The sequence below is a fragment of the Chryseobacterium flavum genome (assembly GCF_003385595.1).
Lineage (GTDB): Bacteria > Bacteroidota > Bacteroidia > Flavobacteriales > Weeksellaceae > Chryseobacterium > Chryseobacterium flavum.
The window spans coordinates 23,928-45,672 of sequence record NZ_QNUE01000005.1 but is presented as its reverse complement, the minus strand read 5'-3'; the positions used below and the strand labels follow the sequence as shown (position 1 = coordinate 45,672).

The 21,745-nt window shown below is 35.7% G+C and carries 20 protein-coding genes; 18 read left to right on the top strand and 2 right to left on the bottom strand.

All coding sequences use genetic code 11. The features are described 5' to 3' along the window. Window positions 1–52 precede the first annotated feature (52 nt). A complete protein-coding gene (locus DRF59_RS07330; protein ID WP_115958290.1) occupies window positions 53–1,525 on the bottom strand; it encodes a helix-turn-helix domain-containing protein in 1,473 nt (490 codons plus the stop codon). Between the two features lie 125 nt (window positions 1,526–1,650). Here DRF59_RS07330 and aceB point away from each other — a divergent pair, with 125 nt between their 5' ends. The 7 genes from aceB to DRF59_RS07295 all read left to right on the top strand — a co-directional run bounded on the left by aceB (window position 1,651) and on the right by DRF59_RS07295 (window position 8,441). Then, on the top strand, window positions 1,651–3,225 hold the full coding sequence (gene aceB, locus DRF59_RS07325) for a malate synthase A (protein ID WP_115958288.1): 1,575 nt from the start codon (window positions 1,651–1,653) through the stop codon (window positions 3,223–3,225). A 119-nt stretch (window positions 3,226–3,344) separates the two neighbouring features. After that, a complete protein-coding gene (aceA, locus tag DRF59_RS07320) occupies window positions 3,345–4,625 on the top strand; it encodes an isocitrate lyase (RefSeq protein WP_115958286.1) in 1,281 nt (426 codons plus the stop codon). 182 nt (window positions 4,626–4,807) lie between these two features. After that, the gene (locus tag DRF59_RS07315; protein WP_115958284.1) at window positions 4,808–5,194 is read left to right on the top strand and encodes an acyl-CoA thioesterase; all 387 of its coding nucleotides are present in this window, start codon (window positions 4,808–4,810) and stop codon (window positions 5,192–5,194) included. Between the two features lie 155 nt (window positions 5,195–5,349). After that, window positions 5,350–5,796 (top strand): 6-pyruvoyl trahydropterin synthase family protein, encoded by a 447-nt coding sequence (locus tag DRF59_RS07310; protein ID WP_115958282.1) that lies wholly within the window; start codon window positions 5,350–5,352, stop codon window positions 5,794–5,796. A gap of 21 nt (window positions 5,797–5,817) precedes the next feature. Continuing rightward, window positions 5,818–6,588, top strand: a complete 771-nt coding sequence (locus DRF59_RS07305; RefSeq protein WP_185144907.1) for a UDP-2,3-diacylglucosamine diphosphatase — start codon at window positions 5,818–5,820, stop codon at window positions 6,586–6,588. Between the two features lie 190 nt (window positions 6,589–6,778). After that, on the top strand, window positions 6,779–7,759 hold the full coding sequence (locus DRF59_RS07300) for a LuxE/PaaK family acyltransferase (RefSeq protein ID WP_115958280.1): 981 nt from the start codon (window positions 6,779–6,781) through the stop codon (window positions 7,757–7,759). Between the two features lie 136 nt (window positions 7,760–7,895). Then, on the top strand, window positions 7,896–8,441 hold the full coding sequence (locus DRF59_RS07295; RefSeq protein ID WP_115958278.1) for a hypothetical protein: 546 nt from the start codon (window positions 7,896–7,898) through the stop codon (window positions 8,439–8,441). Window positions 8,442–8,480: 39 nt separating this feature from the next. Here the strand turns inward: DRF59_RS07295 and aqpZ are convergent, their stop codons facing one another. Then, window positions 8,481–9,197 (bottom strand): aquaporin Z, encoded by a 717-nt coding sequence (gene aqpZ / locus DRF59_RS07290; RefSeq protein ID WP_115958751.1) that lies wholly within the window; start codon window positions 9,195–9,197, stop codon window positions 8,481–8,483. Between the two features lie 218 nt (window positions 9,198–9,415). On the opposite strand from aqpZ, the gene DRF59_RS07285 reads away from it, so the two are divergent. From DRF59_RS07285 to DRF59_RS07235, 11 genes are all read left to right on the top strand, one after another. After that, on the top strand, window positions 9,416–10,036 hold the full coding sequence (locus tag DRF59_RS07285) for a DUF5715 family protein (protein WP_115958276.1): 621 nt from the start codon (window positions 9,416–9,418) through the stop codon (window positions 10,034–10,036). Between the two features lie 64 nt (window positions 10,037–10,100). Next, a complete protein-coding gene (locus tag DRF59_RS07280) occupies window positions 10,101–10,865 on the top strand; it encodes a hypothetical protein (RefSeq protein ID WP_241505499.1) in 765 nt (254 codons plus the stop codon). Window positions 10,866–10,879: 14 nt separating this feature from the next. Next, window positions 10,880–11,503, top strand: coding sequence for a hypothetical protein (locus DRF59_RS07275; protein ID WP_115958272.1), 624 nt, complete (start codon window positions 10,880–10,882; stop codon window positions 11,501–11,503). Between the two features lie 17 nt (window positions 11,504–11,520). After that, complete coding sequence (locus DRF59_RS07270; RefSeq protein ID WP_241505498.1) at window positions 11,521–12,288, top strand: sensor histidine kinase; 768 nt, start codon at window positions 11,521–11,523, stop codon at window positions 12,286–12,288. Continuing rightward, window positions 12,254–12,931 carry a response regulator transcription factor gene (locus DRF59_RS07265; protein WP_115958270.1) on the top strand — a complete coding sequence of 226 codons (678 nt, stop codon included), beginning with the start codon at window positions 12,254–12,256 and terminating at the stop codon, window positions 12,929–12,931. Before DRF59_RS07270 ends, DRF59_RS07265 begins: the two co-directional genes overlap by 35 nt. 148 nt (window positions 12,932–13,079) lie before the next feature. Continuing rightward, complete coding sequence (locus DRF59_RS07260; RefSeq protein ID WP_115958268.1) at window positions 13,080–14,420, top strand: T6SS phospholipase effector Tle1-like catalytic domain-containing protein; 1,341 nt, start codon at window positions 13,080–13,082, stop codon at window positions 14,418–14,420. 209 nt (window positions 14,421–14,629) lie between these two features. Further along, window positions 14,630–16,555 (top strand): ABC-F family ATP-binding cassette domain-containing protein, encoded by a 1,926-nt coding sequence (locus DRF59_RS07255; RefSeq protein ID WP_115958266.1) that lies wholly within the window; start codon window positions 14,630–14,632, stop codon window positions 16,553–16,555. A 138-nt stretch (window positions 16,556–16,693) separates the two neighbouring features. Next, window positions 16,694–17,050, top strand: coding sequence for a hypothetical protein (locus DRF59_RS07250; protein ID WP_167456657.1), 357 nt, complete (start codon window positions 16,694–16,696; stop codon window positions 17,048–17,050). Window positions 17,051–17,265: 215 nt separating this feature from the next. Then, on the top strand, window positions 17,266–19,650 hold the full coding sequence (locus tag DRF59_RS07245; RefSeq protein WP_185144906.1) for a TonB-dependent receptor: 2,385 nt from the start codon (window positions 17,266–17,268) through the stop codon (window positions 19,648–19,650). Between the two features lie 28 nt (window positions 19,651–19,678). Further along, a complete protein-coding gene (locus DRF59_RS07240) occupies window positions 19,679–20,248 on the top strand; it encodes a hypothetical protein (protein ID WP_115958264.1) in 570 nt (189 codons plus the stop codon). Window positions 20,249–20,398: 150 nt separating this feature from the next. Beyond that, window positions 20,399–21,733 (top strand): trigger factor, encoded by a 1,335-nt coding sequence (locus DRF59_RS07235; protein ID WP_115958262.1) that lies wholly within the window; start codon window positions 20,399–20,401, stop codon window positions 21,731–21,733. Window positions 21,734–21,745: the final 12 nt, after the last annotated feature.

Below are 21,745 nucleotides of genomic sequence, written 5' to 3'. Positions count from 1 at the left end.
CTGACAAAATATTTTCTAGCTTATTCACATAGTCTTAATCGTACATATTAGTTCAGAGATCCTTTCTGATTTTTTCAATTGAATTTTTCATATTGAGGTTGAAGTGCTCCTTTTCCAAACGGACCGGAGGGGCCTGTCTTACTTCGCAATCAGCTATACTGCAGGATTCACAGGTAACTCCTACATTGATGGTTTTTAAAGAATGAGATTTAATAAAACTGATTCTTTTAATGGTTTGGGTATTTAGTAAAATACCAAGACAATAACTTCGGTTACTTCCATCAGAAAAAGGATTTTTCTGTGAGGTTGAGATAACAAGATAGCTTATTCCCTGATCTTTATAATGAGAGATCTGAGCATCCGTTAAAGTTTCATTCTCTTTTAAATGATGAAGGTTTTTTACTGCAATCCATCTTCTGCAATAATGTTCATTGGTAGCATTGGCGTGAGGAGCCTGTTGGTGATTAAGGTGAAGCTCTTTGAGAATCTGTATTTTTTCAGAATTTTTCTTTTTAACCAGACACAGATAGAACAGGTCTTTTATCCCCATTTCAGCGGAAAGGATATTGGTCAGGCGGTAGTAGAACGTTTCTGGAGAATTGGTGAAGTTATTGATCAATCCTTCAAAATTACAAGCTTCCCACTGGTTATGTTTGAAAAAATCCAGTGTTTTCTCAATTGCAGGTTCTTTAGGAATTAATAGAGCACCGGCAAAATAAGAGGCATAAAAGTTATTCAGAATTTCTTCAAAACTTCCGAAGTCAAGCCATGAATAGGTATTGGGACGTACTTTTAGTTCCAGGACATTAAAGCCAATCTCTTTAGCAAGGATAAAGGTTTTCTGGTCTTTTTCAAGTTTTTTATTAAGTAGCAAAAGCCTCCTTTCGGGAATATACAGAGAACGGAGATGGTCTAGCGTACCATATTTTTCAAAATTTTCAGACTGGATATGATAACCAAATTTCTCTTCAAGAATACTTAGTAATGCTTCTGGTTTTAAATTTTTATCAGCCTGTAGCTGATTTTCTTCAATAAAAAATCTTACTTTCTCTTCTATTTCCGGAAAATAATTATCATACAGCTCCTGAAAAGATCTTAAAACGGCAAAATAAAATCTTTCTTTTCCCAGATTATAGTTTTGGGATATTTCAATCAGGGCATTGATGAAAGCTGTTACTTTTTTAGGAGCATCACTGATGATACTGATAAGATTGTTTTTATTGATTCCGAATAGCTCGAGAGGAACTTCTTTGAAAAAATCTGACTGGAGAATTTCATTGAAAGGGGCTAAACTTTTGTCAAGCTTTGTTGAAACAAGATCATCATAAGTACAGTGTAAAGCCTCAGAAAGCTGAATGATCTTATCGTGTTTCGGATATTTCTTTCCATTTTCAATTTCATTAAGATAAGATTTTGATAAGCCGGTCTTCACGGCAAGATCCTGCAGGGACCAGTTTTTCTTTTGTCTCTGCTGCTTCAGTTTTAGTCCAAAAACCGTTTTGATAAAGTCACTCTCAGAATTCATTATCCAAATATAGATAATAGATGCGATTATTCGCATAATAAATTTTTAAAAAAATTAGCGAACGTTCGCTAATTGTGAAAATTTTTATTTATGTTTGTAATATCAAATCACAAAATCAACAGGTTATGGAAACTAAGACACAATTAAAGATTAATCATCCGGAGCAGTTTGAAGAAGTCCTGACATCCGATTTGATTGAGTTTCTGGTTGTACTTCATCAGAATTTTAATGATAGAAGATCCGGGCTTTTAGAGGAAAGAAAAAAAGCTCAGAAGGAATTTGATCGGGGTAATCTTCCGGGATTTTTAAAAGAAACGGAAGAAATCAGAAAAGGAGAGTGGAAGTGTGCTTCCTTACCGGAAGATTTATTAGACCGGAGGGTGGAAATTACAGGTCCTGTTGATCGGAAAATGATTATTAATGCATTGAATTCGGGAGCCTATACTTTTATGGCAGATTTTGAAGACAGCAGCGCACCAACCTGGAAAAACTGTATTCAGGGACAAATCAATTTGTCAGATGCTATCAACAGAAACATTCATTTTACCAATGAAAATGGAAAAGTATATGCTCTTCAGGAAAAGACTGCAGTTCTACTGGTCCGTCCTCGTGGCTTGCACCTTCCTGAAAAGCATATTGAAATTAATGGAGAAGAAGCTTCCGGATCACTAACTGATTTTGGAATCTACTTCTTCAGAAATATAAAAAGCCTTTTGGCAAAAAACAGCGGACCTTACTTTTACCTTCCCAAGTTAGAACACTACAAAGAAGCACGATGGTGGAATGATGTTTTTGTTTTTGCCCAGGATTATCTTGGGATACCGCAGGGGACAATAAAAGCCACGGTTTTAATTGAAACTATAACTGCTTCATTTCAGCTTGACGAAATTCTATATGAATTAAAAAACCACAGTGCGGGATTGAACTGCGGAAGATGGGATTATATTTTTTCCTATATCAAGAAATTCAGAAATCTTCCGGAATTTATAGTTCCGGATCGGGATCAGGTAACCATGACTTCCCCTTTTATGAGTGCTTATTCAAAAAGGGTGATTGATGTCTGTCATAAAAGGAATGTACATGCTATTGGTGGGATGGCTGCACAGATTCCTGTAAAAGATGATCATGAAGCCAATAAGATTGCTTTTGAAAAAGTCAGAAGTGACAAAGAACGTGAAGTAAAAAACGGGCATGATGGAACCTGGGTAGCTCATCCGGCATTGGTGTCTGTTGCTAAAGAGGTCTTTGACCAGTATATGCCTTCGAAAAATCAGATTGATAAAAAGTTTGACTATCATATTGAAGAAAATGACCTGCTTGAAATCCCTAAAGGGGAAATTACAGAGAAAGGAGTACGAAAAAACATCAATGTAGGAATTCTTTATCTTGAAAGCTGGCTGATGGGGATTGGTGCAGCAGCAATCTATAACCTGATGGAAGATGCAGCAACCGCAGAAATATCAAGAACACAAATCTGGCAATGGCTGAAGAATGAAGCCGTTTTAACTGACGACCGTACGCTGACACGAAATATGATATTGCAATGGGAAACCGAAGAAATGGAAAATATCGAAAAATATGTCGGAGAAGAACGTTTTAAAAATGGCAAATTCAATCTGGCTAAAGAACTTTTCAATGAACTGGTGTTTGCCGAAAATTTTGAAGAATTTTTAACCTTAAAGGCATATCCTTTTATTTAGCAGGCTATATAATCATAACACTGTAAACCGATAAAACGGAACAATTATATTGTTTCTCAGTTCTGTATTCTCTTTTTCAGTGTGCTAAAAATATTTTTAATCAACAAAATCCAAATATTATGAAATCAAGACAAGAACAAATCCGGGCGATAGAGCAAGATTGGCTGACAAATCCACGTTGGAAAGGTATAAAGCGGCCGTATACCGCAGAAGAAGTTTTAAAACTAAGAGGTTCGTATAAAATTGATTATACCATTGCTACTGAAATGTCCAAAAAATTCTGGGATAAATTAAATAGCCAGGATTATGTAGCCGGGCTTGGTGCACTTACAGGGAATCAGGCTGTACAGGAGGTAGATGCGGGGTTGGAGGCTATTTATCTTTCAGGCTGGCAGGTTGCTGCGGATGCTAATTTGTCCGGGGAAATGTACCCCGATCAGTCATTATACCCTGCCAATTCAGTGCCTGCTGTAGTAAAGAGAATTAATAATGCCTTATTAAGGGCAGATCAGATTCAGTCAGTAAGCGGAACCGGTAATAAAGAATATCTGGTTCCTATCATTGCTGATGCTGAAGCCGGTTTTGGCGGGAACCTTAATGCATTTGAACTGATGAAACAAATGATTGAAGCAGGAGCAGCGGCAGTTCATTTTGAAGACCAGCTTTCTTCTGCAAAAAAATGCGGACATCTGGGCGGAAAAGTATTGGTTCCTACCCAGGAAGCCGTGAATAAGCTTATTGCAGCACGCTTGGCAGCAGATGTTTTAGGAGTGCCAAGCCTTATTATTGCGAGAACAGATGCTGATGCTGCGGATTTACTGACTTCAGATATTGATGACAGAGATAAAAAATTTGTAACGGGAGAAAGAACCTCCGAAGGATTTTATGTAGTAAGAAATGGGGTGGAACAAGGGATTGACAGAGGGCTGTCTTATGCTCCTTATGCAGATCTGATCTGGATGGAGACTTCAAATCCGGATTTAGATCAGGCAAGAAAGTTTGCGGAAGGAATTCATGCCATGTTTCCGGGTAAAATGTTGGCTTACAATTGTTCACCTTCTTTCAACTGGGCGGCAAAACTTAGTGTTGAAGAAATGTCTGTTTTCCGTGAGGAGCTTGCAAAAATGGGATACAAATTCCAGTTCATCACCTTAGCAGGATTCCATGCATTGAATACCGCTATGTTCGAACTGGCTTCTGCTTATAAAGAAAGAGGTATGGCAGGATATTCTGAACTTCAGGAGCGTGAATTTGCATTGCAGCAGAAAGGGTTCAGGGCAGTGAAGCATCAGTCTTTTGTAGGGACGGGGTATTTTGATGAAGTACAGAATATTGTTACAAACGGTTCTTCTGCTACTGTTGCGATGAAAGACTCTACGGAAACGGCACAATTTCATTAACTCATTAATCGTCATTTTTTCCATATTTTTTGATGTTAACCTTCCTGTTTCCGGGAAGGTTTTCTTTTTTCTGAAGCTTTTACAGTAAGTGCAAACAGATGTAATTATAAGGAGATTCTCCTTGATGTGATACAAAAGTTGAGGTAGAAGTTCATATATTTGATAGTAAAGACGATGAAACAATGGATTTAGTATATCAGAAAGAAATCAGGGTCACGGAAGAGCATATAGATCAGAATGGCCATGTAAATAACGTGCAATATGTTCACTGGGTGGAAGAAATAGCTGCGGAGCATTGGAACCTGTTAAAGCAGAGAACGGAGTATATCAATGATGCATGGATGCTTTTAGATCATCATATTCAATATAAAAAGCAAGCTTATCTGAATGATAGTATTACGGTTAAAACATATCCCGGGTTTCCTGAAGGAGCTAAACAACCCCGAAAAGTTGAATTCTATTGTAATAACGAGCTTTTAGTGGATTCAAGCACACTTTGGGTTTTATTTGATCCTGGAACCAAAAAGATAAAAAGGCTGGGGAGTAACTGGCTGGAAAATTTATCATAACCATGGTGATGAAGAATATTTAAATTCAGCATACCTGTAAAAATTTTAAACCTCATAATAATTAAGTTCACAGAATGGATAAAAGGTATATTTCAATATCATTGTAATAGAAACAGTCTTTTCTGTGTTTAGCTGTTTTGTCATATCTTTGCAACATGATACGTATTACAAAAATTTTTACATTCGAAACCGCACATGTGCTCTACAATTACGATGGGAAGTGTAAAAATATGCATGGACATTCCTATAAGCTGTTTGTAACAGTGAAAGGAAAACCAATTAACGATATAGAGAATCCCAAAAACGGGATGGTGGTCGATTTTGGAGATATTAAAAGTATTGTAAAATCTGAAATTGTAGATGTCTGGGATCATGCGGTTCTTGTTAATGCTTTATCACCCCATAAGGAATTGGGAGATGATCTGGAGCAGAAAGGACATAAAGTAATCTATTGTAGTTTCCAGCCAACCTGTGAAAATATGTTGTATGCTATTGCTGCAAAAATCAAATCAAAACTTCCTGCCGGAATATCTCTGGCTTATCTTAAACTTCATGAGACCGAAAATTCTTATGGAGAATGGTTTGCAGAAGATAATCAATAATGACTTTACAAAACTCAGACGGTGTTAAAAACAATAATTAATTTAGAACCTGGAAAAAAAGTATACTTCGCTTCAGACCAGCATTTTGGGGCTCCAACCCCCAAAGAAAGCCGGGTGCGGGAGGAGAAATTTATACGCTGGATGGATGAGGTGAAAGAAGATGCCCAGGTTTTGTTTTTAATGGGCGATCTTTTTGACTTCTGGCATGAATGGAAGCATGTTGTACCTAAAGGTTATGTACGGGTTCTGGGGAAAATTGCAGAACTGAAAGACAAGGGAATTCATATTTATTTCTTTGTTGGGAATCATGACCTGTGGATGAAAGATTACCTGGAAGAAGAAATAGGATGTACTGTTTTTTATCAGAAGCAATATTTTGAAATGGGAGGAAAACAGTTTTTACTGGCCCATGGGGATGGATTAGGCCCCGGAGACAAAGGATATAAAAGAATGAAAAAATTATTCACCAATCCTGTTGCCCAATGGTTTTTTAAATGGCTTCATCCGGATATTGCGATGAAAATTGCTTTATATCTTTCCCAAAAGAATAAAATGATTTCAGGAGAAGAAGATAAAGCTTTCCTGGGAGAGGATAAAGAATTCCTAATTATCTATTCCAAGGAAAAACTGAAAACCGAAAAAATTGACTATTTCATATATGGACATCGCCACCTTCCAATGGTGCTGGAACTGGAAAATAATTCAAAATATATCAATCTTGGAGACTGGATTTCCTATTATACTTTTGGTGTTTTTGAAAAAGATTTTGAATTAAGAGTTTACGATAAATAAAAAAATCACCCCTGAAAGAGGTGATTTTCGAATAAACCTAAGCTTATTCTTGTTTTTAATCCATATTCCGGATAAGTTATTGCAAGAAGTTTACCAAAGTGTAATTTTCAAGCAAAAAAAAATAGAAATAAAAAATATTCCCTTTGAAAATCTGAGTTTCAGAGTTAAAAAAGGAAAAAAGTTTTAAAAATTGGAAAATATATTCAACATACAAACTGAGCAGGAATTCCTGGATGCTTCATTGAAAACCTTTCGGTATCAATATGAAAATATTGAAATATACAGACAGTTTGTTGATTTTTTGAAAATTAATCCCGATGAGGTTGATAGCATCTTGAAGATTCCGTTTCTGCCTATAGAGATGTTCAAAAATCATAAAATTCTGGATCGGAATATGACGGCGGGCCTGTATTTTCAAAGTTCAGGAACGACCCAGATGAATCTTTCGAGACACTTTATTGCAGATGAGAATTTGTATGAAGAAAGTATTTATAAGAGTTTTGAACAGTTTATCGGAAAACCGGAAGACTTTATTTTTTTAGGATTGCTTCCCAGTTATCTGGAGAGACAGAATTCATCATTAATCTATATGGTAAATTATCTGATGAAAAAATCTGCAAAGCCTGAAAACGGTTATTTCCTTTATAATCATTCCGAACTTTTTGAGCTATTACATCAGTTACATGATAAAAATGTGATCCTTTTCGGAGTATCCTTTGCCCTGCTTGATTTTTTAGATGCTGCAGAATCTCTTAACTTAACAGTTTCCGGATCTCAAAATCTGACAATTATAGAAACAGGGGGAATGAAAGGACGTAAAGAAGAAATGACAAAAGATGAGCTCCTGAAAATTCTGCAGGAAGGTTTTAAGACAGATAAAATCTATTCAGAATATTCTATGACAGAGCTTCTTTCACAAGCGTATTCTCTGGGAAATAATGAGTATGAATGTCCGGGATGGATGAGAATTCTGATCAGAAATGCAGAAGATCCTTTAGCGTATGAACAGGACGGAAGAACCGGAGCAATCAATATTATAGATCTTGCAAATATTCATTCCTGTTCTTTTATAGCAACTCAGGATCTTGGAAAAATTACCGGAAATAAGTTTCAGGTACTCGGAAGAATAGACCACTCTGACATCAGAGGATGCAGTTTGCTGGTAAGTTAGGAAAGGAGAAAACATAAAGATTTCATTCCGTTTGCTGATCTTTGAAGATTATAATTCTTGTAATTTTAACTCCTGGTGCTGGCTTTGGTTTTTGTTACTAATACTTTTATATTGCACAACATATGATTGATTACCAATGATCAAAATAGAAGAACTTATTCATGCTTATATCCATTCGCATTGTGACTTTGAAAAAGAACTTGTTCTTACCAATTATTTTCAGGCTGATTGGGAAGCTGATATACTTGTTATTGATTCTGATGGATTCAGCCATGAAATAGAGATCAAGCTTTCAAAAAGCGACTTTAAAAATGATTTTAGAAAATCGTATCTCAATAAAGAAACCGGGGAAAAATTTTTGAAACATGATAAAATTTCATGTGGAGATTATGTATGTAATGCATTCAGCTTTTTATTGCCAATGGGAATGGTGGATCAAAGCCTGATTCCGGAACACTGCGGAATAATTGAATTTTATCACAATGTTGATACGTGGGATACAGAATTTTATCTGTTGCGTGCCCCCAGGAAACTTCATGAAGACTCTTATTGGAAGTTGAACGATAAGGATCTTTTTATCAGAAAAATGGCGCTGAACCTGCTTCAACGCAAGATGGAAATCAAAGGGAAACATGAAGAACTTATTTTTAAAAACCCGTTTGAAATTAAAAACAAAAAATAAAAAATCCTGTCAGCGACAGGATTTTTATTTATAATACAGTTAATCTGTTATTTCATTAGTATCTCTCTGAAGCAGGAATTTGTAAATTAATCCTCCTACAACCCCGCCCAGAATAGGTGCAACCCAGAACAACCAAAGCTGCGACATAGCCAGCCCACCTGTAAATACTGCCTGAGAAAGAGATCTTGCAGGATTCACGGAAGTATTGGTGATCGGAATAGAGATCAGGTGAATCAGGGTAAGGGCAAGGCCAATAGCAATACCGGCAAATTTTCCGTTAGCCCATCTGTCTGTAGCTCCCATAATCACAATAAGAAAGAAAGCTGTTAACAAAAACTCGGCAAGAAATGCAGCCCCCATACTAAATGCCTTTCCGTTATAAACGGCTTCCCCGTAGAAGTTGGTTGCAAAATCACCAGGCTTCGAAAAATCTACAGCTCCCGCCCCGTTAAGGATCGTGTATAAACACCCTGCAGCGACAAGAGCACCCAGACATTGTGCTACGATATAAGGAACCAGATCTTTTGCCGAAAACCTTCCACCTGCCAGAAGACCAAAAGACACAGCAGGATTAAAGTGCCCCCCGGAAATATGCCCTACAGCGTAAGCCATAGTGAGAACTGTAAGACCGAAGGCTAAAGCAACTCCTAAAAGTCCAATGCCGATATCGGGAACTCCGGCTGCAAAAACAGCGCTTCCACAACCTCCGAAAACAAGCCAAAATGTGCCGAAAAATTCAGCAAAAAGTTTTTTTATCATGTTGTTTATTTTTTAAATGTATCTCAAATGTAAAATTTATATCTTAAAGTAAAAAGTTAAATCTGAAAAAATATTTCAAAAATAGGAGTGTAAAAAATGTAAATTCAACAATTTGGTTTGAAGTTTGTTTGGGATTTATTTAAATAGTATTATTATCGGAATTGAAAGATATAACATAATTGTTTTATCTTTTGTTTGTCATTTAAAAGGAGTTAATGAGAAAGTTTCTTTGTGTGGTCTTTGTACCTTTTATTTATACCTTACATTATTCGCAGGCAGCTAAAAAAGCCCTTCCCTGCTATGATCTTTCAACAGTTATAAAAGTTGAGCCTACAGCTCTTTACAAACCCCATATTGATGCTTCAAAAAGTTTTGGAGTGAAGTTGCTGAAAGACACAAAAACTGTTCAGAAGTATATTAACAACGGGAAATTTCATAAAATAAAAAAAAGCGGAAAGGGATATCATGTTCAGAAACTGGATTATAGCCGGGCCTATATGGTTTCCAAAGCAAAAACTACCCTGGAAAAAATAGGAAGCAAATTCAGTAAAGATACCAAAGGAGCAACATTCACTGTGTCATCCATTACAAGAACACTTGAAGATCAGTGTCGTCTGAGAAAAGTGAATTCTAATGCTTCTTTGGGGATAAGCTCACACAATTATGGTAATTCTTTTGATATTTCGTACGTAAGATTCAATAATGTTTTAAAATATAACCCGAAAATGGAAGCTGCTTTGGAGAAAGTTTTAAAGTACTATGCAAATTCTGGTAGAATTTATTACATTAAAGAAAAGCAACAAAGTTGTTATCATATTACGGTAAGAAATTATTAATTAAAATTCTTATTTGCATAACATGAGGAGTTTGTATATTTTTATACAACTAAAAACCATGATTATGACAATATTAGATAATGAAAATTTCATGCTTCCTAAAGAAGAATGTAAGGCAGCAACAGATCAATGGAGTTTGCACCTTTCTAATTTTTCTGAACTAAAGAGGTTAATACCTGCGAACTATATTTTTGAAATCAGGAAAGCGCATCTGGACTGGATGAGAGCTAACAGTGGATACCAGGAATTTTGTGCAGCAGCAGGAGTGTATAAAGATCGGCTGATCCTTATTCTCTATCCGATGGATCAAAATGGATATAAAAAAGAGATGGCAGAATATCCCTGCTGTGTACTTTGTCCGTTAGAAAATGATCTGAGTCTGCAGGAAATCCAGCAGTATACTATTGTGAAAAATGCAATCCTGTCCAAAGATCTTCAGCGTGTTGATAAGAATGCGGATATGTCATTCCCTATCTCCAGTAAACCTGTCCTTGAGCAGGATAAAGCTGTGGAAGCTATTGAAAGATGGAGAAACGAAGGGATGGACTGGTTTTACCGCGAATGCACAGATTACAAAGGAGCACGGATTTTTACAAAATTTTATGTACCCACAGAAGATTTATGCCTGTCAAACAAGGGGCTGACAAAAATAGTATGTTCATTCGGACTAAGGTATAATGAGATATATGAAAGAATGCTTGTTACGCTTATTTTTATTTCTTTTCTTGAAAATCTTGAAAATACGGGTAGCAGTGCATTAACTGTTGCCAATACCTATGACTGGGCGAAGCCATGCCCGCCTATTTGCCGTATTCCTGGTGTTGAATAATTATATGCAGAGGAATGGCTGGGTTTTATAAAGCAATTTTGTTCCTGAATTATGGTTTACTGCTATCAGTTATACTGCTGGGAGTGAGCAAATATGTATTGCTGAATAATAAAGAGAGGCAATATGTGCATTGTATTGCTTTTCTTTTTTTGATTGAGCTGCTGAATCTTGTTCTTCCGTATGTATTCAATTTTAATAATACTTCTTTTCTCTATCCTTTTTACATCGCCGGAGAATTTTTTTTGCTCTCAACTTTGTTTATAAGAAAACTGGAGCTTCCTAAATATCTTTTGGGAGTTATTGCATTGCTGGCAGGTGGATTTATGGTTTTAAAATATGGGTTTAATTTCCCATTTAATGCTGATATCGCCAAGGTAGTTTCAAATATTATTATAATATGCCTTTCAGGATTTACACTCATCCGGGAAATAAGAGATACCTCATTTCAAAACCGGTTCCTCTGGGTGGACGCCTGTATTTTTTTCTACTATTCCGTTTCTGTGTTTATTTTTATCGTTCAGCATCAGATTACCAATCTGTCAGAAGACGGCTATTATATCATTTTTAGTGTAAACAATATTCTTTCAGGCATCTTATACTGTTCATTTTTATATACATTTATCAAATTAAAGAAATAACATTAAATATTAACCTTTTGATCCTTATAATTGTTACCATAACAATTATAGTAGCTTTTATTCTGATTGCCTACAGATCATTTATCAGCAGAATCATCAAAGAAAAAAATGCTCAACATGAAGCAGAAGTTCTTCATCAAAAAAAACTGGTGCTGGAAAATATTAAGGCTCAGGAGGAAGAGCGAAAAAGAATAGCCGTAATGATTCATGATGACATAGGAAACAGGCTTAATATCCTTTCTTTATGGCTTAATAATCTCGATACCAAAGGTGATGAGGTGATCAAAAAAAATATTTACGGTCAGATGTCTGCCCTGATTGATGCTGCCAGAAGTATTTCACACTCATTATATCCTGTAAATCTTGAATCGGTGGGGCTGGTATTGTATGTAGAAGAACTGATTGCCAATCTTTCCCATAAAATCAATATTTCCATGCAGGTAATGCCCGGATATAAAAAGAAAGATCTTTTTGTAGAGGTACAATTGTATAGGATTATTCAGGAATTTACAACCAATGTGATCAGGCACTCTGATGCTTCAGAAATATGTATTTATATAAAAGATTACTCCCGGGACATGGCTGTGATCATCTCGGATAACGGGCAGGGTTTTGAGTATGATCAGGTTAAAAAAGGAATGGGGATTAAAAATATAGAGTCCCGCATCAAATCAATGAATGCCACACACAAATGGAAGAAAACTTTTTTAAGTAAAGGAAGCCGTCTAATCATTAAAATTCCAAAATATAATGAGTTCCCAAATCAAAATAGCCCTGATAGATGATGAACAGCTGATTCTGGAAGGAATAAAAATGCTGTTAGCAAGTGAAAAGAATTTATCAGTAAGTCTTACTGCGGATAATGGACCGGACTTTATAGAGCAGCTGGAAAAGCTGTCAGAATATGATTTTCCGGATATTGCCCTTGTTGATGTCCAGATGAAACCCATGAACGGATTTGAACTGGTAGAAATACTTAAAGAAAAATATCCGGATCTTAAAATCATTATTCTTTCTTCCCATTATAAGACCTCTATTTTAGGATATATGGTCAAATTGGGAGTTTCGGCGTTTCTCCCTAAAAATTCAAACAAGAAAATGTTTATTGAGGCCATTACTATGGTTCATAAAAATGGAGTTTTCTTTACTGCTGAAGATCATCAGATGTTATTCACCTATATGAACAGTCCGGTAAAGAAAAAGTCTCTTTTTGATACTGAAGATGAGCTGTCTGAAAGAGAGAAGGATGTCGTAAGGCTTATTTGTCAGGAGTTGACCAATAATGAAATAGGTGAAAAACTTTTTATCAGTCCGAGGACTGTGGAAAGCCACCGACAGAGGATCCTGGAAAAAATAGGAGCCAAAAATACGGTAGGAATTGTTATTTATGCCATCATCAATAATATTTATACACCAGATAAATTGTAATTCCGTAGAAATACGGAATTTTTTATTTGGTACTTTCTACTCTACCATACCCTGCCTTTCTTCTGTTACTTTGGGAACGTCCTTAACAGAGGATTGGATGAAATCTGAAATGTGTAATGCAGAGGTTCAGTAACATTAATGAAAAAAAATGAAGAGTAGTAGTGTAATATCCGTTGGAATCTTCTTTGATGGTACCGGAAATAATGGAGTAAATGCTTTGTCACCAAATAAACCACAGAAGAATAATGAAAGCTATTATGGTGCTTTTACCAATATGTACAGATTATATAATATATTTAAAGGGGATGAAAAAATATATATTGAGGGAATAGGGACTGTAACAGGTACTGAAGATAATAATTTTGCAATGGCAACGTGTTCAAACCCTCCGTATGGCTCCGGATATTCTTCTGACGATAAAATAGAAAAAGCAAAAGCTTTTGTTGACGGGATTATTAGAAATAATGATAATGAATATCACTTTTATCTTTACGGATTTGGAAGGGGAGGAATGCTGGCCAGGGTTTTCTGTAATCTGCTCTCATTCCGTTATTCTGAAATTTGCAGCAAGATTAAGTTTTTAGGAGTTTTTGATACGGTAGAATCCAGACCTTTTAATACTTATGATTTAAATTTATCTGAGAAAATAGAACATGCATTACATTTTTGTGCATTGCATGAATCCAGATTTTTTTTTCCGCTTACCGGTTTTTTTGAAAATACAAAAAGTATACAGGATAAGAAAAGCGAAAAACAGTCCACTATATGGAAAGAGCTGTTTGTCCCCGGAGCTCACGCAGATGTAGGAGGCGGATATCTTGAAGGTCCGCAATCTGTTTATATTTCTACAGATTTTACAAACAGTAAAGATCTACATAATTATGTGTCAGATATAAGAAATACAAAAACAGATTCTGTAGGAAACAGACTTTGGGATACTTTGCTTTCGGGGTATCATATTGAAGCTGAAAATAATTTCTATCAGGCTTATGTCTGCAGAGATAAAGTCTATAACCATCTTTCAAAGATTTATGGTAAATTAATGATGGAAGAAACCAACCAGATGGCAATGGTTTTTGATGCAGGCTTATCGGAATTATATTTTGGATTTGATGATGAGAGGCATTCTTCCCTTAATCATTTTTACACAGAGCTGAGTGAATATCTTAAATGCTTTTTGACAGATAAAAAACCGATGTATAGATATGATCAGCTTGCAGATTATATTCATCTTTCTTCAAATTTTGGTTTATATAGTAAGGCTTTGCTGAAAAAAACAAAAAATGAAATTAATGCAGAGCTGATTAATAATAGCTTGAATGTTTCCAGCAGTATCTCTGTAGATATTGAAAACCAGACCAGGCTTTGTGTTGAACTTCATCTTCCGGAAGATAGTTTTGTGGCAGATTTTCTTTACGGAACCAGTGTTCCAAACAATGACCTCTGGATTCGTTCTATCCTAAAAATACCGGCTATTAAATTAAATTAATAGTCAGACACAGTCACTTCTCAGTTTTAATTTAGGTTAGGGGACATTATAATGATGTTCCCTTTTAATGTATGTGATTTGTAATAAATACGGGTATAGCTTAAAAAGAACTGTCTGTTTGTACAGTTTTTTTATTTCTGGGCTATTCATTTCTTTTTCCGTATTTTTGCACCCGAAAATTCATTATTCATCATTAATTATTACTTAAAATGCTTTCGGTTCAAGGTTTAGGATTACATCACTCGGGAAATTATTTGTTTCAAAATGTAAATTTTACCATTAAAAAAGATGATAAAGTAGGTCTCGTAGGAAAAAATGGTGCGGGAAAGTCCACATTATTGAAAATGTTATCCGGAGAAATTAATTTCTACGAAGGAAATGTTGTGCCGGAAGGAAATATTACAATAGGGTTTCTGAAGCAGGATCTTGACTTTGTAAAGGGCAGAACGGTATGGGATGAAACCATGCAGGCATTTGAGCAGATCAATGCATGGAAAAATGAGCTTGAGGAGGTAAACCACCAGATGGCTACCAGAACTGACTACGAAAGTGATGCTTATACGGATCTCATCAATAAAATGACTGAGTTGAATGATCTTTTGATGAATCATGATGCCTACAATCTGGAAGGGGATATGGAGAAGGTATTGTTTGGTTTAGGATTTAAAGCAGACGATTTCCAAAAAATCACCGATGAATTTTCAGGAGGATGGAGAATGAGGATTGAGCTGGCAAAGCTCTTATTGCAGAAGAATGATATTATGCTTCTCGATGAGCCTACCAACCACCTTGATATGGAATCTATCATATGGCTTGAAAACTTTTTAAAAGACTATCCGGGAGCTATTGTGCTTGTAAGCCACGATAAACAATTCATGACTGCAGTTTGTAACAGAACATTTGATATCAATAATAAGAAAGTTGACGACTATAAAGCCAATTATTCCAAATATCTGATCATGCGCGAAGAGCGTCGTGAGAAACTGATTCAGGCTAAAAAGAATCAGGATGCAGAAATCAAGCAGATGGAGGACAATATTAATAAGTTCCGTGCAAGTGCTACCAAAGCATCTTTTGCTCAGTCATTGATTAAAAAACTGGATAAAATTGAACGTATTGAAGTAGATAATGAAGATGTTTCAAAATTTAATATCCGTTTCGTTCAGTCTGTTGTGCCTGGAAAAGTGATCTTTGAGGCAGAAAAACTTGGAAAATCCTATGGAAATAAAACTGTTTTTGATGATGTAGATTTTTTTGTCCAGAGAGGAGACAGGATTGCTCTTTTAGGACAGAACGGACAGGGAAAAACTACATTGGCTAAAATCCTTGCCGGAGATATTAAAGACTATTCAGGTAATTGGAACTTAGGACATAACGTAAACATCGGGTATTTTGCCCAAAACCAGGAAGAAGTATTAACTCCCAATAAAACTGTTCTGGAAGAAGCTGAAGATGCAGCAACAGAAGAAACCAGGCCAAGAGTAAGAGACTTATTAGGATCATTCCTTTTTCAGGGAGAAGCCGTTACTAAAAAGACGAAGGTACTTTCCGGAGGAGAACGAAACCGTCTGGCTCTTTGTAAACTTCTTTTACGTCCGTTTAATACGCTGATTATGGACGAGCCTACCAACCACCTTGATATCCAGTCGAAGGAAATCATCAAGCTGGCTTTGCAGAAATTTGAAGGAACCTTAATTGTTATTTCCCACGACAGGGAATTTTTACAAGGGCTTTGTGATAAGATCTTTGAATTCCGTGATGGAAAAATGAAAGAATTCCTTGGGAATATTGATGAATATCTTGAATACAGACAGAAAGAAAGCATCAGAGAGATTTCTGCTGAAAAAGCAAAACTTCATAATGAGGTGCCGGAAGTGAAAAAGGTTGAAGAAAAACCGGCTGTCAGCAATAATCAATCTTCGACGATAATCAGTAAGGAGCAGAAAAATATTCAGAATAAAATTAAAAAGGTAGAAGAGAGAATCTCTGAGCTGGAAACAAAAATTGAAGAAATGGAAGTTTCTTTTACCAAAGAAAATCCTTCTGATGAAACTTTGGAGACCTATAATAAAACAAAAGAAGACTTAGATACCGCTTTGCAGGAATGGGAATACCTGGGAACACAGCTGGACTAACAATATATATGCTTCATAAGTAAATTATGAAGCATTTTTTTGTAACATGATCATATTCATTCCAACGTATTGTAGGTAACCCTTAAGTAATTTAATAAAAGTTAGCTTAACATTAAATTATTTTCATAATTTTGAGGCATGATTTTTAAAGAAAGCAGACATTTAAAGAGTTTTATCTCCAGGCTATTGTTTGGAGTGTATTTCCTCGCACTGCTTTCTCAAAGTTTTCACCATCATGATTCTTTGGACTATTTTAAGTCTTTCAGTTTTAAAAAGACAGAGAATACAATGGCGAAAACAACTGCTAAAGAGAAAGCTGGCGACTGTCTGGCCTGCCACTTTTTGGCTACCGGACATACATTAGCTCCTGAAGAATTTAGTTTTACTTTTGAGCATTATACTCACCAGGTAAAGCAGATTATTGCTATTCAGGAGAAAATCTGGTCACAGACCAAATTTACATTTCAGCTTCGGGGACCTCCCACACTTTCATAATAATAGATTCTTACCGGGCTAAAGTATGTACTTTACATTCAATGATCATTAAGGTTATTGAAAATAACGGAGTGTCTGTAATTGATAACTATTAACAATTACTGATTTAAACTTCTGGATTATTTACTTTTTTACACAGTAGTACATCTGCCTATTCAATAATTTTTAACGAAATGTATCTCATAGATAAGAGATATGTAATCAATCTATATACAATGAAATTGATATATTGCCTGCTGCTGATCTTTTGCGGATCAGTATTTACAAGTGCACAAAAAACGTATGCTGTACAAGGAACCGTCCAGGATTTTCATGATAAAACCATGCTGGAAAATGCAGTGGTAAAAATTGGTGGTTTTACAGCAAAAACAGATAAAAAAGGTACATTTTCTTTTGATAAAATTCCTGCAGGAAAGTATACACTCATTGCCAAACATCCTGATTGTAATGATTATACTGAAAATATAGGAGTTGATCGGGATCTTCACCTGTCCATTATTTTAGAGCATCACAGCGGGGACATTGAAACCATTACATTACACGGAAGCCATAAAACAAGAGGATCTGTGGTGTTGAAAACACTGGATAAAACTGAAATTGAAAGAAATTCTACTGAAAACCTGGGGAATATACTTTCAAAAATTTCAGGGGTTGCAGTTTTAAAAACAGGGAATAATATTACCAAACCTGTTATTCATGGTCTTTATGGAAGCCGTATCTCTATTATGAATAGTGGAGTGAAGATGGCAGAGCAGGAATGGGGTGCTGAACATGCTCCCAATGTAGATGTCAATGACTTTGAGCATATTGATGTGATTAAAGGGGCATCTGCTTTAAAATACGGGAATGATGGAGTTGCAGGTGTGGTTTTGCTGGAACCGGCCATCCCTCCGAAAAAAGATACCCTGATGGGTAGTGTAAAGCTCTCAGGAATTTCCAATGGGAGAGGAGGTGAGATAGCAGTCAATGCACTTAAATCTTGGAACAACGAATGGTTTGTAAAGACTGGAGGAAGCTATAAAAAACTGGGAGATCTCTATATTCCGCATCATACCCTTCAGAATACCGGAGCAGAAGTAAATTCCTTTAATTTTTCTTTTGGAAATCATGGGTTTATGCAAGGTTTTGATGTTTCTTACAGCGGGATCAATCAGGAGTTTGGAATCTATAAAGGAGCCCATCTGGGAAATAATTATGATGCCTATATGGCAATGAATTTTGGACAGCCCTTTTTTCTTGATGATTTTACTTATGACATTGCCAGTCCTAAGCAGAATGTAGAACATCATATTGCAAAAGTTTCGGCCTACAAACGTTTTGCAGATTTTGGAAAAATTACTTTCCAGTACAGTTTTCAGCTTAACAAACGTAAAGAATATGATATCAGAAGAGGAGAGCTGAATTCGCTTCCTGCAATGGATCTTAGATTGATTACACACACTGCAAGCCTGACGCACCTTATAGAACGTGCTGACTGGAGCCTGGAAAGTGGAATTTCAGCCGGTTTTCAGGATAACTATCCTGATCCCGCAACAAAAGCAAGACGTCTGATTCCGGACTATTACCGGTATGATGCAGGAGCATTTTCTGTATTTAAATACCGTTTTAGTCCGAAACTGAATGCAGAAGCTGGGTTCCGGTATGATTTCAGCAGATATGATGCTTATAAATATTATGATGCCAGTGAATGGGATGAAAAATATGCTTCTGTTTTTCCACAATTTTATGTGCAAAAGAATGATAGCAGAATTTTAGCACGTCCTGTTTTTGATTATCATAATTTTTCTGCAAATATTGGGTTGAGCTATAAACCAGTCAGAGCGTTGGATATTAAGTTCAACTTTTCGAGAATCAGCAGAACACCGAATCCGGCAGAATTATTCGCAGACGGGCTTCATCATTCTGCTGCCATCATTGAAAAAGGAGACCTGAGAATCGGTCAGGAGGTAGTTTACAATGCTAATCTGGCTCTTACAGGAAAATTCGAAGTATTGAAAGGATTACAGCTGGAAGCTAATCCTTACATCATGTTTTCAGACAGTTTTATCAATCAAATACCTGTAGGTTTCCAGAGTACCAATAGAGGGAGCTTTGCAATCTGGGAGTATCAGCAGATAAAAGCAAGAATCTATGGGATAGATGCTGATGCACAGCTTACTATTCTGGATAATCTGAAGTGGACGACCAATTTCAGTGCTTTACGGGGAGAAGATCTTACGAAAAATGAACCGTTAATTCTTATGATGCCCACAAATCTCAGACATTCATTGGAATTGTCTTTGAATAAGCCTTCAAATTTCTATATCAGATTCGAAAACGAAAATGTATTTAAACAAAACCGTTTTCCTATCAGAGATCAGTCAGTACAGTTTATTCAGGATGGCGAGTTGGTTACCAGAGTAATAGATTATAGCTCTACTCCCGCAGCATTTTCCATATTTCATGCATCTGTTGGTGCAGATTTATTCAAAAACCTGAACCTGAATTTCAGGATCAATAATATTTTAAATAAAGAGTACAGGGAATATCTTAACAGACTAAGATATTATATGCCCGAAGCCGGAAGAAATTTTGTGGTTACTCTTAAATACAATTTCTAATTATTAATACAAAAAAATTAAATTTAAAATGAAAAAATTATTCAATATATCACTTTTATTATTTGCCGCAGTTTTATTATTCTCTTGTCGTGATGGGAATAACGATATTCCTGAAGACATTCATGAGCATGAAGAAATTGAAAAGTTGGTGGTAAAACTTACCAATAAAAATAATGCAAGTGATATTCAGACCATTAATTATATTGGTGGTGTAGCGGATGCCCCTATTCATGCTCATGTAGGAGATGTTTACAATGTGGAACTGGATTTTCAGGTGAAACATGATGATCATTATCACAGTGCAAATGATGAAATTTTGGAAGAAAAAGATGAGCATTTTATTATTTACAGCTTTGCAGGAGCCGATATTAAGGTAAAAAGAGCTGCAGATGATATTATCAGAACAGATGGTAAAAAATTAGGTATAAAAACCGAATGGACTATTGTAAGTGCTACAGCAGCAGGAAAGGCTAATATCAAACTGATCCACGGACCAAGCTCTGTAAATGATAATTCTCCTTCATCTGATAATCAGCTGGGAAGTGTTGTAGGAGGTGAAAGTGATGTTGATGCTTTATTGGGATTAGATATTCACTAAAAGAATTTCATATCGTCATATTAATTTTGGAAACCACTGATTCTTTCAGTGGTTTTTTTATTTATAAACATTTGATCACTAAGAATTTATTTGAAATGAGTTATTTTCATAAAAAATTCATATTTTTGCAACCTAAAATTTTAATCAATAATGAAGGTTACCGCACAAAACCATGATGATGTAAGTGCATTACTTACTGTAACATTGGAGAAATCTGACTACAAAGAAAAAGTAGAAAAGCAATTGATTAATTATGCTAAAAATGCGCAAGTTCCTGGATTCAGAAAAGGGAAAGTGCCTTTAAGTATGGTTAAAAAACAATATGAAGCAGGTATTGCATTTGAAGAAATCAACAAACAGGTTTCTGATGCTTTGAACAACTATGTTAATGAAAACAAATTAAGATTAGTTGGTCAGCCAATTCCTCAGCCTGTAAATCAGTTAGATTACAATGCTGATCAGATTGAAGTTGCTTTTGAAGTAGGATATGAGCCTGAATTCACGATAGATTTAGCTAAATATGAGGCTCCTCATTATAAAGTAGAGGCTTCTGAAAAAGAAATCAACAAGAGCATTGAAAACATGCAGAAGCGTTTCGCTGAGCAGGTTCCTCAAGATAAAATCACTAAAGATTCTTATATCGCTTTAGAAGTTTCTCAGGTTGTGGAAGAAGATGCAGAAGGAGAACACCACCACCATCCGAAGAATGTTACCATTACAGCTGAAAATAAAGCAGCTTTCAAATTGGTAAAATCTTTGAAAATGGATGAATCTGTAAAAGTTTCTAAAGAAACACTTGCAGGTGATGAAGAATTAGCTAAAGAATTAGGATTCAGCAAAGAAGAAGTAGAACATCTTCACCACAATGAGCTTGAAGTAAAAGTAAAAGATTTCTATTCATTAAATCTTGCTGAGCTTAACGAAGACTTATTTAACAAGGTATACGGAGAAGGAACAATTAAGTCTGAAGAAGAGCTTAAAGAAAAAGTAAAAGCTGAATTAGATGAGTATTTCCAGCAAAATGCTGACGTTCATTTTGTGAACAAAGTATTAGAGCAGGTAACTGATAAAGAAGAGGTAAAACTTCCTGAATCATTCCTTGTGAAATGGTTAATGTTCTCCAATCAGAATATCCAGTCTGAAGAGCAGGCTAAAGAAATCCTTGAAGCAGAGAAAAACCAGTTGAGATACCAGATTATTGAAGGTAAACTGATGACTGATAACGAAATTCAATTAGACTATGCTGACGTATTGGCACAAGCTGAGCAGCTGGTTAAAAATCAGCTGGCAATTTATGGAATCCACCACTTAGGTGATGAAGAGATCCAGAAATATGCTGTTGAGATGTTGAAAGATCAGGAGCAGGTAAGACAAATCTCTTCTGAAGTTGCTATGGCTAAGCTAAAAGATGTAATTCTTGAAAAGGCAAGCAAAAAAGAAACTAAAATTTCTCATGACGAATTTTTAGAAGAGCTTAAAAAATAATTATACAACGAT

Bases quoted from the DNA above. Each gene is read 5' to 3' on its own strand.
- aceB (WP_115958288.1), top strand. From the start codon at position 1,651: ATGGAAACTAAGACACAATTAAAGATTAATCATCCGGAGCAGTTTGAA.
- DRF59_RS07310 (WP_115958282.1), top strand. From the start codon at position 5,350: ATGATACGTATTACAAAAATTTTTACATTCGAAACCGCACATGTGCTC.
- DRF59_RS07250 (WP_167456657.1), top strand. From the start codon at position 16,694: ATGATTTTTAAAGAAAGCAGACATTTAAAGAGTTTTATCTCCAGGCTA.
- DRF59_RS07265 (WP_115958270.1), top strand. From the start codon at position 12,254: ATGAGTTCCCAAATCAAAATAGCCCTGATAGATGATGAACAGCTGATT.
- DRF59_RS07245 (WP_185144906.1), top strand. From the start codon at position 17,266: ATGAAATTGATATATTGCCTGCTGCTGATCTTTTGCGGATCAGTATTT.
- DRF59_RS07235 (WP_115958262.1), top strand. From the start codon at position 20,399: ATGAAGGTTACCGCACAAAACCATGATGATGTAAGTGCATTACTTACT.
- DRF59_RS07280 (WP_241505499.1), top strand. From the start codon at position 10,101: ATGACAATATTAGATAATGAAAATTTCATGCTTCCTAAAGAAGAATGT.
- DRF59_RS07315 (WP_115958284.1), top strand. From the start codon at position 4,808: ATGGATTTAGTATATCAGAAAGAAATCAGGGTCACGGAAGAGCATATA.
- aceA (WP_115958286.1), top strand. From the start codon at position 3,345: ATGAAATCAAGACAAGAACAAATCCGGGCGATAGAGCAAGATTGGCTG.
- DRF59_RS07275 (WP_115958272.1), top strand. From the start codon at position 10,880: ATGGCTGGGTTTTATAAAGCAATTTTGTTCCTGAATTATGGTTTACTG.
- DRF59_RS07285 (WP_115958276.1), top strand. From the start codon at position 9,416: ATGAGAAAGTTTCTTTGTGTGGTCTTTGTACCTTTTATTTATACCTTA.
- DRF59_RS07240 (WP_115958264.1), top strand. From the start codon at position 19,679: ATGAAAAAATTATTCAATATATCACTTTTATTATTTGCCGCAGTTTTA.
- DRF59_RS07260 (WP_115958268.1), top strand. From the start codon at position 13,080: ATGAAGAGTAGTAGTGTAATATCCGTTGGAATCTTCTTTGATGGTACC.
- DRF59_RS07330 (WP_115958290.1), bottom strand. From the start codon at position 1,525: ATGAATTCTGAGAGTGACTTTATCAAAACGGTTTTTGGACTAAAACTG.
- DRF59_RS07255 (WP_115958266.1), top strand. From the start codon at position 14,630: ATGCTTTCGGTTCAAGGTTTAGGATTACATCACTCGGGAAATTATTTG.
- DRF59_RS07295 (WP_115958278.1), top strand. From the start codon at position 7,896: ATGATCAAAATAGAAGAACTTATTCATGCTTATATCCATTCGCATTGT.